The following is a 14,074-nucleotide window of genomic DNA, read 5'->3' as shown; positions in this document are numbered from 1 at the left end:
TTTTATTTTAAGTCGTCCATTGCCACCATATCCATGTCGGTATAGGTGATATTTTCGCCACACATTGCCCAGATAAAGGAGTAGTTACTGGTTCCAACCCCCGAATGGATCGACCAGCTTGGAGAAATAACTGCTTGTTCTTCACTAACGACTAAATGCTTCGTTTCATCTGGTTTGCCCATCATATGGAACACTTTTGTGTCTTCGTTGGCAAAATCAAAATACACATATGCTTCCATCCGACGTTCATGGGTATGACTTGGCATCGTATTCCAAGCACTGCCTGGTTCTAAGATCGTGTACCCCATTTGTAATTGACAGCTTTCACAAACATTTGGGTGAATGTATTGATAAATTTTCCGTTCATTTAATGTCAAGCCCTCGCCTGTCTCCATTGGTGTGACTTGATCGATACTGATTTTTACATTTGGGTATTTCTTATGTGCTGGCACGCAAGATAGATAGAATTTCGCTGGATTTGCTGGATCATCTGAGTGGAACAAGACTTGTTTGGTTTCCTTGCCGATATAGTAGCCGTCTTGTTTTTTCATTGGTTCTTTTTGGCCATCGATCGTGATCGCACCAGGTCCTCCAATATTGATGACGCCCAATTCGCGACGTTCTAAGAAGTATTCCACCCCTAATTCGCTGCTTAATTGCACTTCTAACGCTTCTTCCGTCGGTGTCACTCCGCCAAAGATCATCCGATCATTGTGGGTATAGGTCAGCATGATTTGTCCTGGTGTGAAAATTTTCTCTACCAAAAATTCTCTGCGTAATTCCTCGGTACTATAGTGACGAATATCAAGTGGACTATGGGTATAGCGTGTTTCCATGTGTTGCATGTTTTATTCCTCCTATCGGATAATTTTTCCTGAACCTGTTGCAATAAATTCTTGTATCTCATTGGCGCTAAACTGATTACAGTCGCCATGGATCGTATGTTTCAAAGCAGATGCGGCTGTGGCAAAATCAACGATTTCTTGGTCTTGTTTCTTCGTGACAACACCATGTAGGATACCAGCTGAAAAGGCATCGCCGCCTCCGACGCGATCAACGATTGGATTGATCTCATGGGTAGCAGAAACGACATAATTGCCGTTATGCCATAGGCTTCCTGTCAATTGATTGTGACTTGCTGAGAGCACCTGACGACTAGTTGAATAAAAGAGCTGGATATTTGGGTATTTCCGATGCATTTCTTGATAATAGTAGTCATCTTCGACTTCCTCTGTTGGAGCTGATACATCCATAAAGACTTGGGCATCTAACTGTCCTGCCGAGCAATAATCGACATAGGGGAGCACTTCTTGCAAAAAGACGCGTGCTTCAGCGGTCGTCCACAGCTTTCCACGATAATTGATATCGAAACTGATTTTACAACCAGCTGCTTTCGCTTCTTTGATCAACGTCAGCAAAAGTGTCTTCCAAGTCGTTGAAAGAGCGGGCGTGATCCCTGAAAGGTGAACAATATCAACCCCATCAAAAAGGTCAGATTGCCACTCATTTTCTTTAATTTGAGCAAAGCTAGAGCCTGCGCGATCATAAACCACTCGCGCTGCTCGTTCCCCGATACCGGTTTCAATATAGTAAGTACCTAGTCGGGAACCGCCACGAAGCACGTGGCGACAATCGACGCCATAGCTTCGTAAATGATGAAAAACGGCATCTCCTAAAGCATTCTCAGGCACTTTACTAGCAAAAGAAACGCGATGACCAAAATTCGCTAAGGAGATCGCAACATTGGCTTCTCCACCGCCATAATGGGCAGCAAACATCGAACTATGGGCGATTCGTTCGCCTAACGTTGTCGATAGACGCAACATGATTTCTCCTAGTGTCAGAATGTTTGCCATCTTACTTTCCTCGAATCTCTTTTAATTTTGCCGCATATTGTTTCGCTACTTCTGTTACTTTGTCAAAATCCCCACTTGCTGCTGGCGCTAACAAATTCCCCCCTACACCAACGGCTACAACACCCGCTGCAAACCATTCTTGCATGTTGTCTAAGCTGACACCACCGGTCGGCATAATGTTTAATTGTGGCAATGGCGCTTTGAAGGCCGAGATGATACTTGGTCCATACGCACTACCCGGGAATAGTTTAATGATATCTGCGCCTGCTTTTAAGGCGTCCTTCATTTCTGAAATGGTCATGCAACCAGGCAGATACGGGATTTGATATAAATTACATAATTCAGCCGTTTCTTGATCAAAGGTTGGGCTGACGACATATTCTGCTCCTGCCATGATCGCTAAGCGGGCGGTCACTGCATCAAGAACGGTCCCCGCACCAACAACTACCTCTGGATTCTCTTTGAAGATTGCTACTAATTCAGCGATTACATCCGCCGCTTGAGGCACTGTAAAAGTCAACTCAATGCCGGTGATCCCCCCTGCAACGATCGCTTTACTTGCTTGTAGTGCTTCTTCTTTTGAAGCGCCACGTACAACAGCGATCACACCGCTTTCCTTTAGTTTCATTAAATTCGCTACTTTTTTCATTAAGACCCTCCACTTATTTCCTATTTGGAAAATGGTATTTATTATAAAGAAACTTACACGTTCATTATACCGTTCTCGTTTTTATTTGCAAGGGCTTTCCATTAAAAAGTTTACAACGCTTGCTCAATTTGTTGTTTTGTCGCAATAATCGCATCGATCAATGTCGTTTTGTATTTTGGGGTCAAGCGGTATTTCGGTAGGCTGATAGAAAACGCCCCAACGATCTCCTGATCTTTTGTCAGTGAGGCGCCGATGCAATAGATTTCTTGTTCCATTTCTTCATCATCAAAGGCTACTTGGTTCGCTTTTGCCTGTTCCAATTCTTTCTTCAACTTCAACTGATTTGTAATGGTATTTTCGGTATAAGCGGTTAAAGGCGTTGCTGCCAAGTACTCCTCTACTTGAGGGGCATCAAACTCCGCTAAAACGGCTTTCCCCATGGCAGAGCTATACAACGGTCTTGTGATTCCTACTTTTGAAGACATGCGGATCGTTTGATTCTGAGGCTCCAATTTATTGACATAAAGAATCTCATTGGCGGTCAAGACCCCTAAGTGGATCGTTTCATCCGCCGTTTTCTGCAATGCTTCCAAGTATGGCAAGCTGATTTCCACTAAATCAAGCTCTTGAATGTTTTGATTCGCATACTTGATCAGCTTAGACCCTAAGCGATAATTCTTCTCTTTGTCGCGTTTGACATAGCCGATCATTTGTAGCGTTTCCAATATTTTCAAAGCTGTGGATGGGGTCAGTTTCGTTGCTTCTGAAATTTCTTGCAATGGTTTACTTGGCGCTTCTGCGAGGTAATCTAAAATGGTTGCTGCTTTTAGTAGTACGGTTCCATATGGTTTTTGTGTCATCATTTCTCCACCTTTATTTTCTATATAAGAAATTATAATATCTTTTTAGGAAATGCACAATCTTTTTCCTCTATAAAAGCATGACGCGATTCCTATTTTACTTTCTGTCGTTATTCATTGTATGATGAAGGCAAGACAAAGGAGTGCCGAACAATGGACTTAAATGTATTGATCAAAGGAAAAAAATTGACTGACAATGAGCTGCAAATTCTTGATTATTTGCTTGCAAATACCGCTGCGATCGATGGACTGCCCTTAAGAGAAATCGCTAAAACGATCTACACTTCCCCAGCAACCATCGTGCGGCTTGCGCAAAAACTAGGTTTTTCTGGCTATCTAGAGCTGCTTTACTTCTTAAAGAATCGCTTGAAAAATCAGACGATCACTGAAGCCGCCATCGATTACCAAATTGACGCTGCCAGTATTGCAGATACGATCGAAGCGATCAAAGAAATCTATGGACAAAACAAGAACAAGTTTATTACGATTTATGCCACAGGTTTTTCGGGGATCGTGGCAGAATACCTCCACAAAAAAATGCTTGTCAACGGCATCAAAACCTTATTAGTCAGTGCTTCTGACTCAGGTGGGATCATTAGTAACAACATTGAGAACATCAGTATGTTGATCACCATTTCTAAATCTGGCGAAACACAAAAAGTGCTGGAAAAGATGGCATTAGCCAATGAACATCACATACCAACTGTTTTGTTTTGTGGTAACGGTGAGCATCGCGCCAATCAACTAGCGACCTTTTCCTTTGAAGTGACAGATGAACGTCCCTACGACACCCAAAACATCCAGTACACCAGTTTCTTTGGCAAACTGCTCTTATTGATGGAATATATCGTTGACGCTTTCACGTGTGTTGAAAAAGAAAACCAGCAACCCTAGTGGATTGCTGGTTTTTGCTTATGCATGAAAATACGTTTTTGCCAGTTCTTGATAAAGCGCGTGGTTCTGCAGATCAGGAACAAATTTTTCATCTGGCTGATCTTGCCGCACAACAGAGCTTTTGTACAAATCATACAAGCCGAATATCGGTTCATTTTCATCGGAAAGATAACAGGTTAGCCCCAACACATCCGCGGTCATTTGACCTAATAGTTTTGTTTGAAAGAAACCACCACTTACAGTGACTGCCCCTTCCAACTGCGCCATTTGCTTTAATAAATCGATGTTCATCAGCATGCCTTCGAGGACTGCCCGTAACATATCTGAGCGATTGTGTTTCAGGGTCAAGCCAGAAAAGCCACCTGTGATTTCATTCGTCCAAAAGGGTGCCCGCTCGCCATTTAAATAGGGGAAAAAACGTAAACCGTTGCTGCCGATCGGTGATTCCTCCATGACTTGCGGCAGATAATGATAAAACCCATCAGGATCTTCTGATAAGGTCTCTTTTGCCCAAGCAAGCACACAACCGCCATTATTCGAAGGTGCCCCTACGACATAGAGGTCTTCTTGCAGATAGTAGCAAAAAATTTGTTTTTGGCGATCAAAGACCGTGGTCTCACTTACTTTACGAACCGCCGCACTGGTTCCGATCGTCAAGCTGTTGCGGATCCCTGTAGAAATATAGCCAGCATATGCTGCCAAACACCCATCGCTAGCCCCACACATCACTTCTACCTCAGGCTTCAAGCCACACCGCTGCGCCATCTCCTTGGTAATCAAAAAACGATCAGTCGGTGCACATAAAGGCGCTAATTGGGCTTTTGAAAGGGATAAATAGTTGAGAATCTTTTGACTCCATTGCTTTTCTTTCAAAGAAAAAAGACCGGTCGCTGATGCGGTACTATAATCGATCCGTGCTTGTCCAGTAAACAACGCCATTGCTAGTTCTTTTAAGCCTAACCATTTCGTCTCTTTGGAATATGAACCACTTGTTTGAAAATAAGCCAGTTTCGCAAAGGGAGACATCGCATGGATCGGTGTCCCTGTCTCTTCATAAAACGTTGCTGCCAGATCCGTTTGACGAAAGGCCGTCATCGTTTGATTCGCTTGATTGTCTGACCAAATGTAAATCTCTTCTGCTGTCTCACCAGCCACTGGCATCAAACTGTGCATGGCGGTACTGAACCCGATCACTGTGATTGCCGCTTTTAATTGAGCGGGAATCGTTGTGACACCACTGATTAATTGGCTACTGATCTGGGTCGCTGATTGGGTCTGTTTTAACCCGTGGCTATGGGTTTTGATTGGTAATGACTGTGAGTAAATGATTTTCCGATCTTCAATGACCCCAAATTTTATGGCTGTTGTGCCGATATCAATCCCTAAAAACATCGCATTGCTCCCTCTCATCTGATTCAATTAGCTTTATTCTACCATAGTTAGTGGCATATTCTAGCATACCTGTCTGATCGTTTTGTTGAGAAGACGTTTAGTGATGATTTTCTTCAGAGAAGTATTCTTCCACAGCAAAAATCAAAAAAAGAAAGATTCTTGGAGAATCTTCCTCTTTCCAGTTATCCCATCAGAAAATGTTTCGCAAATGTGAAACAAATCAAGACAATCCTGGCCAGTAATCACCATTTTCCGAGACCAAATCATCGAGTAACTCTTTGGCTACTTTTGCGCTAGGAATCGTTTTGGAAAGGCTTAACGCTTGCCACATTTTTTGATAGCTCTTTTCCACATATGCTTCGACCACTAATTTTTCCACAGTCACCTGTTGGAACATGAGCGCTTGTTGGAAGGCAGGAATTTTTCCTTGAGCGAGGGCTTCTGGTCCATCAGAACCGACGATACATGGCACTTCCACCATGGCATCATCCGGGAAGTTCGCAATCGCGCCGTTGTTTTCCACAATCATGACCATTCGCTCATGAGTATTAAAAGCGATGGCGCGTGCCAAATCAACGATAAAAGTTGCATGGGCATCAATCTCAAAAGCGATCCCTTCAGCAGATCCTTGTGCAGTGATCTTTTTGGCATGATCGAACACTCGTCTTTCCCGTCCTTCCATCACTTCATTGGAACGCGTATACTCTGGGTGTTCTTTCATGTGTTCGTAGACGTAATCTGGGTATAAATAATACTTCAAGTACGTATTTGGCAGATATTCTGGTGTGAGAGCCAAGAGGTCTTTGGCTTTTTTGTGGGTGTCTTGCCAACTTGGGTCTGTATGTTGGGTATCCACTTCGATCTGCGTCAAATAGCCATGTTCTGCAACATAGTCACGTATGGTTTGAATGTACTCCGTGCCTTCTTTGTCTTTGACACTAGTCCACCAGCCAAAATGATTCAAGCCAAAGTAGCGAACTTCTAACTCTTCTGGCTGCTTGCCAATGATTTGCGACATGCGCCGCAACGTGCCCACGGGCATGTCACAGATATTCAGAACCTTTGACTCAGGACGCAAGACCCGACATGCTTCAGCTACGATTGCAGCTGGATTGGAATAATTCAGCATCCAACAATCGGGGGAATACTGTTCCATGTAATCAATGATCTCCAGCATACCAGTGATGCTGCGCATCCCATAAGCGATCCCTCCTGGACCACAGGTTTCTTGACCAAAGACGCCATGACGCAAGGGGACTTTTTCATCTTTTTCCCGCATATCATACTTTCCTACTCGGATATGCGCCATACAGAAATCGACATCGCTGAAGGCTTCTTCAGGATCCGTCGTAAATGAAAATTCGATTTGCGGTGCTTGTTCTTTTAATAAAATCGCCAGGGCTTCGCCGAGGATCGCTTGGCGTGCTTCATCATTGTCGTATAGTTTCAGCTTTCTTAAAGGAAAGCGTTCTTGATTGTCAAGTAGCATCATAACGATTCCCGGGGTAAAGGTACTGCCGCCCCCTGCGATCACTACTGAAAAATTTTTCATCATTCAATCTCTCCTTCTCTTCCAAGATAATTTTCTAATTCTTCCCGCACTTTCGGCACAGTCAACCCGTAAACGACATGGACATTTTCACCATTTTTGATCACGCCTTTGGCTTGTGTTTCGTCTTTTAGTAGCGCTTCATCCACGAGTTCAGGATCCTTTAGTTTTAAACGTAAGCGGGTATAGCAGTTGTCGATAGTTTTGATATTGTCATCGCCACCTAGCGCTTTGGTGATGATTGCTGAGATACTTGTTTCACCAGTCGGACTAATGGCGGCTTGGTCACTCGCCATGACCCCGACACCTGCTCCAGCAAGTTGTTTTTCTTTGTACTCTTTCTTCGAATACAGTTTGGTCTCTGTCCCATCTTCTTCACGCCCGACCGTTTTCAAATTCAGTTTCGTGATCAAAAAGCGGAACAAGAAGTAATAAAGAAAGAAGAAGACGACTCCGACGATCAAGTACACTGGCCAGCGAGTTTTCTCGATCCCTAAGGGCAAGTTGTACAAAAGAAAGTCGATGAAGCCATTCGGTCCGATGGCGCGAGAACCAAAGAGATTTAACGCCACCATGCTCAAGCCGCTAAGTGCAGAATGAATGACGAACAAAACAGGTGCCACGAACATAAAAGAAAATTCGATTGGTTCAGTCACACCTGCAATAAAGGAAGTGACGACAGCTGGAATCAAAATGGCTTTGACTTTGACTTTATTTTCTGGTTTTGCCGTTTGATACATCGCCAAACAGGCACCGATCAGTCCAAACATTTTTGAGATCCCACGAGCGTCCCAAATGACACTTTGCGATAATACGCGGACTGCTGGGTCAGCAATTTCCGCAAAATAAATGTTTCGTGCCCCTTCAAAGACTTGACCGCCAACTTCTGCGACACCGCCTAATGAAGTATACAAAAACGGCGTGTAGATCAAGTGATGCAAGCCAGTTGGAATCAATAAGCGTTCCAACATACCGTACAAGAAGATGCCAAAGTTGCCCGTTTGTTGAATGATGCCGCCTAAACCGTCGATGCCAGTTTGTATTACTGGCCATATAAACGTGAAAACGATGGCTAATAACACGACGACCGGAATCAAGACAATAAAGACGAAGCGCGCGCCGCCATAAACTTGAAAGGCGTTGTTAAAGGTCGTATCGATAAAACGATTATGGATCAATGCTACGACGATCCCTAAAATGATCCCCAGAAAGACCCCCATATCCAACACTTGGATTCCTAAAACGATCGCTTGTCCTGAACCTTGAAGGGCATCGGCTGGAACCAACATCCCCCGAAGTTCCATGAATTTATTCATGGCATTCAAGAAGACGAAATAACCTAACAACGCGGTAAATCCCGCTTCAGCTTTTTTCTTATTAGCTAACCCTAGAGCAATCCCGACACAAAAAATAATGCCCAAATTGGTTAAAATCGGTAATAAGGAAGCGGACAAGATACTACCAAAACCGGTGGTTATCGGATTATCCAAAAAGGGAAACTGCTCAAGCAAGCGGACATTTGTAAACACATTCCCAACGGCAATCAATATCCCTGCGATCGGCAAAATCAAAACGGGCACAAACATTGCCTTGGAGAATTTCTGCATCGCATCCATCACTTTTTCTTTCATTGAGGAAACTCCTTTGTAGTTGATTTGTAGGTTCATTATAGGAAACATTTGTTACTAATAGAATAGCAAACGTTTTCAATTCAATGCGTTTCAAAGATTGGAATGTGTTTCATCCTGTCTACTTCCTAGCTAGTGGCGATTACAAGCAACAAAAAAAGAGTGAATCAAGATTGATCCACTCTGTTTAGATGCAACACTTTTTGATAGAAATACAAGGGCCCAGACAGACAAAATAGATAGAAGATACCTGGTGCTGATTGCCATGTGAAGAAATAGCCGATCGCTGCTAGGACTAAGATTCCGATCCCTTTATGGTAGTGCATCATCGTAAAGAAAAAACTACTACGAAAAAGGTCAAACAAGTTTTGCCGATCTTGCATTTTTGATTGCATCACATACAGGTTAATGTTGTAGGACAACAAAAAAGTAAGAAAAATGATGGTCAAAAAAGAGAAAAACAATGAATTCGTCAAAGTAGCAGAACGCCACAAGCTGAGTCCGCATAAAAATGAGAAGAGATTGAAGACCCCTAGTGGCAGAGTCTTCAATAACGCGCTTTTGCTATTTTTCAAAAAGGGTTTTAGCAGTTTTGCTTCAGGATGTTCGTAAGCATCGACCACTGCTCGCAAAGCGGCTGGAAACGTGATGATCGGAAACGATACCACTAAAAACAAGAGATTCAATACCAGCATACGAAAAACGATTTCGCAAAGACGATAAAAACGACTCTCTAAAGCAAACATCACACTCACACACCTTTAGTTTAATTTTTCAATATTTTCAGCGATTTTCTCATTTCGGTAATCAACGATTGCTGACCATCCATTGTTTTCTCGTTCTTTTAGGTAGTCTTCCCAAATCTGACGGCCCGCTTCTTCCGAGTCTGCTTGAATAAAGTTGACCAACGCTTGCACTCTTGCTGTGTTGATGGAAGTGAGGTTTCTTGCTTCAGAACCGGTGCGAGGATCAATGTCTTCGATCTCAAAACGCGGCGCCAATTTGTCTTGCGACCATTCCACCATCTGCCGAATCGATGTTGCTGGTTTTTGTCCCATTTGAATGGCGTAATTGTCATTGCCAACAAACCAATAAGAACCTAAACCAATTTCCTTATCAAAGCGAGCAATATCAGAATTTCGTAACGCTTCTGTTTCTTCTGAGTACTCAACCACGCCATCCACAAGATTGTATGTTTCCCCTTCGATACCAAAGGTAGTGACCATCGTGCCATACTCACTTGCTAAATACGTCAAAAGTTCCATGGCTTTTTGGGGTTCTTTTGTCGACGTCGTGATGAAGGTTTGTGTCCATCCACCAATATTTCCGCCAGTAAAAGTGGAATCATCGCCATTCGAATTTTTCGGACCATCGACGGCAATATAGGTTTGCTCAGGATTACGGGCATTATTATCGGACATAAACTCATTGAGTCCCTTCGTATTCGTATGCAGGTAAGCAAAATAACGCCCTTGTCCTAGTTTTTCCTTCATCGTGTTGTCATTGTCTGAAAACTGGTCATTGTTGATGTATCCCTCATTGTACGCTTTTCTAAATGTCTCGATCCAAGTGATGTACTCCTCATCAGCGTCACGATCATTGAATTGACCGTCTACACTTGGTGCGATACTGAGAAAGTCTTGCAAAGTACCACCATAGGCGCCATCCCCACCATTGGAAATATCTAGTGCAGTCGAAGCAAATGGGACTAGAGCTGCACCATCATCTGCTGTCGGAAATGCTTCTTTTGCCCGTTTTAACGCATCTAAAAATCCTTCTGGCGTCGACATATCGGGTTCACCTAACGCTTCGTAAATATCTTTGCGGACAATGAAAACTTGGTCTCCCACTACATTGCCGTCCTCATAATCTTGTGCAGTCGTGGAAAAGCTCGGGTATCCATAAATGTTGCCATCTTCTAAAGTAAACCATTGAACAGATTCCGGTTTCGCTGCATGTTCTAAGAAGTAAGGGTCATATTTTTCTGCCAAAAGATTCAAAGGCAAGGCAAATTTTGTCGCTTCATTTGCAGCAGACAGGTTTTTATCGAAGGTCATGATATCTGGAAGATCGCCACCAGCTAGCATCGTATTAAGGTTCTCGTCATTTCCTGAAATAAATTCGACATTGATATTCATGTCTTCTTTGATTTTTCGCGTCACAGTGTCTTTGCCCCACCCCGGCTGAGCATACCAATCAAAATTGACATACCATTTTAAGGTAGCTTCATGGTCGGTGTCTTTTTGCCAGCTTGGTGTATCTTTGTCTGCTTCAAAGCGAGCTTCTGGCAGATCTTCTACCTCAGCAGCTCCTTTTGACTCGCTGCTGGAATTACCACAGGCACCTAATACCATGACTGATGTACATACGAGACCGATCCCTAAAAATAATTTGCTTGCTTTCATTTTTTTCTCTCCTTTTGTCTATTCTTTTACTGATCCAAGAGTCATCCCTTGAATAAAGTACTTTTGTAAAAATGGGTAGATCACGACGACAGGAACCGTCGTTACCACCATGGTTGCTAATTGCAATGACTGTGAAGTTGTATTTCTGACAACATTGGTTCCGGTCGCCACTGCGGGCGATAGATTTTCCGAAACGATCCGAAATAGTAGCATTTGTAAAGGATATAAACTACGATCATCCACATAGATATTGGCGGTCATGTAGTCGTTCCACTGAAAGACGCCGTGGAATAATGCAATGGTTGCCAAAACTGGAAGGGACAATGGCAAAATGATTTTCACGAAAATAATAAAAGGATTGGCGCCATCCATCATGGCAGATTCTTCCAGCGAAAATGGAATGCTCCGGAAAAAATTCATCAAAATCACCATATCGTAAAAAGAAAATAAGACAGGAATGATGTAAACCCAAAAATTATTTAACAATCCTAATTCTTTGAATAAGAGAAAGGTTGGGATCATTCCTCCGGAAACGAACATCGTTAAAATCCCCATGTTCATGTAGATTTTCCGTCCCATTAAGTTTCTGCGACTCATCCCATAGGCGACCATCGCCGTTAATGCCGTATGCAAAACAACGCCAATCACTGTTTTTGCAACTGAGATAACAAAAGCTTTATAGATCGCAGAATCTTCAAAAACGGTGTAGTAACTTTCTAGTGAAAATTCCCGTTGCCAGAAATAGATCCCCCCTCTTGCGGCATCGGTTGCATCATTGAACGACAAAGCGACGATATTCCATAATGGCAACGCAATGATGGCTAAAAAGAATACCATGAAAATCACATTGGCGGTATTGAAGATCTTCTCATCTTTTGAAAATGTTTGCTTCATACTTTTCCTCCTCTAAAAGACTGATTCATCACTGATTTTTTTGGTCAAAAGATGACTTCCTACTACGAGGATCAAAGAAACAACCGACACAAACAGGCCAACGGCGGTCGCATAGGAGAAGTCTCCTTGTTGGATCCCCATTTTATAGACAAATGAATTAATGACTTCACTGGACTGATAATTGACAGGGTTTTGTAAGACGAGTGTCTGATCGAGGTTTGAACCCAATAACCCACCCACTGACAAAACAAATGTCAAGGCGATAATATGACGGATCGAAGGAATCGTGATCCGCGTGATCTGCTGGAACTTCGTGGCGCCATCCATTCTAGCTGCTTCATAAAGAGCTGGATTGATCCCCGTCATAGCAGCGATGTATAAAATCGTATTCCAGCCAACTTCTTTCCAAATATCGGAAATGACTGCAATCGCCCAATATTTTTCGGGATCGGTCAAGAAGCGGATCGGTTCATCGATCAACCCAAAACCTAACAGTAAATTATTGACCAGACCGGTATCAGACAACCACGTAATAAACATGCCACCTAAGATGACCCAAGAAAGAAAGTGCGGCAAATAAGACACCGTTTGAACGACCTTCTTCAAGCGCACATGAACGATTTCATTGATCAATACCGCTAAACCAATCGCCGCTGGAAAGCCAATCAGTAGTTTAAAAAAGCTGATGCCCAATGTATTACTCATCACCGTCCAAAACATTGAATCACTAAAAAATTCTTGAAAATATTGAGTACCGACCCACTCCGCATTTGCGATCGAATCAAGAACTGAGTAATCTTTAAACGCGATAACGATCCCATACAATGGGATAAAATTAAAAATAATCATCAAGATAATACCTGGCCAAACCATCGCTTGATAAAAGCTTTGGCTTTTTAGTTTTTGCAAAAATGACCTTTTCTGTGGGGTTGCTTTTAGCATGACACCTTTTGATTCCATTTTTCCACCCTTTCTAAAACGCTTACTTTTTCACCCAAAGGAAATACATGCTTTCCTTTATTGGTTCATCAATTGATAGACCGCACCAATCATACCAGCATCATTTTTTAATTTTGCTCGTTGAATCGGTGCAATCGTGCGACCTTCTAAATAACCAATACTTTCATGGCAAGCTTTTAGCTGGCTCATGGTCTCTTCAAGCCTTGTCATGAAACCATCATTTTCACTGACCCCACCACCAACCAAAATCAGCTCGGGATCAAATGTACTGATCAAATTCAGTAAGCCCACTGATAAATCTTGGAAAAATTGAGCAATCACTTGGTTCGCTACTACTTCTCCTTGTTCTCCTCTCTGGAAGATCTCGACTGCATCTTGAGGCAGATCACTTCGCCCTTGTTGCTGAAGTGCCAGTTGATACTGATGGCAAAGACCACCCACGATGGCTGCTCGTTGATTCAAGGAAACTGACTCTAGATTTCCCTGTTCAGGCAATGTGTCGATCAGCATCCACCCAAATTCACCTGCCATGCCATGACTGCCTCGATAGAGCTGATTGTTGACGATGATCCCGCCACCAATACCAGTTCCCACAACAAGACAAAGATAGTTCTCACAAGCCTGTGCATGCCCAAGCCATTTTTCAGCAATCGCTGCAGCATTGGCATCATTTTCAACAAGGACTGGCAGCTTGACACGTTTCTCTAATTCCAACTTTAGGTTGATTCCATAAAGCGGTTTGATTGATCCTGCCGTGATCATCGTGCCATCTTTTTGGATGATGCCCGGTGCGCTAATACCGACACCTTCGATCATTGCGTCTTGCTGCAGCGATTCGATCAATGCTGTGATGGATTGCAAAAATTTTTCTTTTTCATGAATGGTTGGCATCTGTCCTTTCTTCACAATTTCACCCGTTCTCAAAATCACACCATATTTGATAGCCGTTCCTCCAACATCAATTCCAATAAACATTGCTTCACCCTC

13 protein-coding genes are annotated in these 14,074 nt (G+C 42.9%); 1 reads left to right on the top strand and 12 read right to left on the bottom strand.

Annotated elements, in window-relative coordinates; genetic code table 11:
* Positions 1 to 2: 2 nt before the first annotated feature.
* From kduI to ACIPK1_RS05640, 4 genes are all read right to left on the bottom strand, one after another.
* Complete coding sequence (kduI, locus tag ACIPK1_RS05655; RefSeq protein WP_005229915.1) at positions 3 to 845, bottom strand: 5-dehydro-4-deoxy-D-glucuronate isomerase; 843 nt, start codon at positions 843 to 845, stop codon at positions 3 to 5.
* Positions 846 to 857: 12 nt separating this feature from the next.
* Positions 858 to 1,856 (bottom strand): PfkB family carbohydrate kinase, encoded by a 999-nt coding sequence (locus ACIPK1_RS05650; RefSeq protein WP_400450185.1) that lies wholly within the window; start codon positions 1,854 to 1,856, stop codon positions 858 to 860.
* A gap of 1 nt (position 1,857) precedes the next feature.
* Positions 1,858 to 2,505, bottom strand: a complete 648-nt coding sequence (locus ACIPK1_RS05645) for a bifunctional 4-hydroxy-2-oxoglutarate aldolase/2-dehydro-3-deoxy-phosphogluconate aldolase (protein ID WP_008381543.1) — start codon at positions 2,503 to 2,505, stop codon at positions 1,858 to 1,860.
* 110 nt (positions 2,506 to 2,615) lie between these two features.
* Complete coding sequence (locus ACIPK1_RS05640) at positions 2,616 to 3,368, bottom strand: IclR family transcriptional regulator (RefSeq protein WP_016613298.1); 753 nt, start codon at positions 3,366 to 3,368, stop codon at positions 2,616 to 2,618.
* A 150-nt stretch (positions 3,369 to 3,518) separates the two neighbouring features.
* Here ACIPK1_RS05640 and ACIPK1_RS05635 point away from each other — a divergent pair, with 150 nt between their 5' ends.
* Complete coding sequence (locus ACIPK1_RS05635) at positions 3,519 to 4,259, top strand: MurR/RpiR family transcriptional regulator (protein WP_008381545.1); 741 nt, start codon at positions 3,519 to 3,521, stop codon at positions 4,257 to 4,259.
* A gap of 18 nt (positions 4,260 to 4,277) precedes the next feature.
* Here ACIPK1_RS05635 and ACIPK1_RS05630 read toward each other — a convergent pair whose 3' ends face one another.
* The 8 genes from ACIPK1_RS05630 to ACIPK1_RS05595 all read right to left on the bottom strand — a co-directional run bounded on the left by ACIPK1_RS05630 (position 4,278) and on the right by ACIPK1_RS05595 (position 14,062).
* Entirely contained in the window at positions 4,278 to 5,651 is a 1,374-nt protein-coding gene (locus ACIPK1_RS05630) for a gluconokinase (protein WP_400450183.1), read from the bottom strand.
* A 220-nt stretch (positions 5,652 to 5,871) separates the two neighbouring features.
* Positions 5,872 to 7,203, bottom strand: a complete 1,332-nt coding sequence (locus tag ACIPK1_RS05625; RefSeq protein ID WP_034878889.1) for a 6-phospho-alpha-glucosidase — start codon at positions 7,201 to 7,203, stop codon at positions 5,872 to 5,874.
* A complete protein-coding gene (locus ACIPK1_RS05620) occupies positions 7,203 to 8,831 on the bottom strand; it encodes a PTS transporter subunit EIIC (protein WP_008381549.1) in 1,629 nt (542 codons plus the stop codon). Before ACIPK1_RS05620 ends, ACIPK1_RS05625 begins: the two co-directional genes overlap by 1 nt.
* Before the next feature lie 164 nt (positions 8,832 to 8,995).
* Positions 8,996 to 9,574: a hypothetical protein gene (locus ACIPK1_RS05615; RefSeq protein WP_005236526.1), complete on the bottom strand. Its 579-nt coding sequence runs from the start codon at positions 9,572 to 9,574 to the stop codon at positions 8,996 to 8,998.
* 15 nt (positions 9,575 to 9,589) lie between these two features.
* A complete protein-coding gene (locus ACIPK1_RS05610) occupies positions 9,590 to 11,233 on the bottom strand; it encodes a hypothetical protein (RefSeq protein WP_005236527.1) in 1,644 nt (547 codons plus the stop codon).
* An 18-nt stretch (positions 11,234 to 11,251) separates the two neighbouring features.
* Entirely contained in the window at positions 11,252 to 12,127 is an 876-nt protein-coding gene (locus ACIPK1_RS05605; RefSeq protein WP_400450180.1) for a carbohydrate ABC transporter permease, read from the bottom strand.
* Positions 12,128 to 12,139: 12 nt separating this feature from the next.
* Entirely contained in the window at positions 12,140 to 13,087 is a 948-nt protein-coding gene (locus ACIPK1_RS05600; RefSeq protein ID WP_005236531.1) for a sugar ABC transporter permease, read from the bottom strand.
* A gap of 57 nt (positions 13,088 to 13,144) precedes the next feature.
* Positions 13,145 to 14,062, bottom strand: a complete 918-nt coding sequence (locus tag ACIPK1_RS05595; protein ID WP_400450179.1) for an ROK family protein — start codon at positions 14,060 to 14,062, stop codon at positions 13,145 to 13,147.
* Positions 14,063 to 14,074 lie beyond the last annotated feature (12 nt).

It is taken from the genome of Enterococcus sp. NPDC086594, from assembly GCF_044746145.1.
Lineage (GTDB): Bacteria > Bacillota > Bacilli > Lactobacillales > Enterococcaceae > Enterococcus_D > Enterococcus_D entomosocium.
Note: the sequence above shows the minus strand (reverse complement) of the source record. Positions and strands in the feature narration are given on the sequence as shown.

Bases quoted from the DNA above. Each gene is read 5' to 3' on its own strand.
- ACIPK1_RS05610 (WP_005236527.1), bottom strand. From the start codon at position 11,233: ATGAAAGCAAGCAAATTATTTTTAGGGATCGGTCTCGTATGTACATCA.
- ACIPK1_RS05605 (WP_400450180.1), bottom strand. From the start codon at position 12,127: ATGAAGCAAACATTTTCAAAAGATGAGAAGATCTTCAATACCGCCAAT.
- ACIPK1_RS05595 (WP_400450179.1), bottom strand. From the start codon at position 14,062: ATGTTTATTGGAATTGATGTTGGAGGAACGGCTATCAAATATGGTGTG.
- ACIPK1_RS05600 (WP_005236531.1), bottom strand. From the start codon at position 13,087: ATGGAATCAAAAGGTGTCATGCTAAAAGCAACCCCACAGAAAAGGTCA.
- ACIPK1_RS05635 (WP_008381545.1), top strand. From the start codon at position 3,519: ATGGACTTAAATGTATTGATCAAAGGAAAAAAATTGACTGACAATGAG.
- ACIPK1_RS05645 (WP_008381543.1), bottom strand. From the start codon at position 2,505: ATGAAAAAAGTAGCGAATTTAATGAAACTAAAGGAAAGCGGTGTGATC.
- ACIPK1_RS05625 (WP_034878889.1), bottom strand. From the start codon at position 7,203: ATGAAAAATTTTTCAGTAGTGATCGCAGGGGGCGGCAGTACCTTTACC.
- ACIPK1_RS05630 (WP_400450183.1), bottom strand. From the start codon at position 5,651: ATGTTTTTAGGGATTGATATCGGCACAACAGCCATAAAATTTGGGGTC.
- ACIPK1_RS05640 (WP_016613298.1), bottom strand. From the start codon at position 3,368: ATGATGACACAAAAACCATATGGAACCGTACTACTAAAAGCAGCAACC.
- ACIPK1_RS05650 (WP_400450185.1), bottom strand. From the start codon at position 1,856: ATGGCAAACATTCTGACACTAGGAGAAATCATGTTGCGTCTATCGACA.
- kduI (WP_005229915.1), bottom strand. From the start codon at position 845: ATGCAACACATGGAAACACGCTATACCCATAGTCCACTTGATATTCGT.
- ACIPK1_RS05615 (WP_005236526.1), bottom strand. From the start codon at position 9,574: ATGTTTGCTTTAGAGAGTCGTTTTTATCGTCTTTGCGAAATCGTTTTT.
- ACIPK1_RS05620 (WP_008381549.1), bottom strand. From the start codon at position 8,831: ATGAAAGAAAAAGTGATGGATGCGATGCAGAAATTCTCCAAGGCAATG.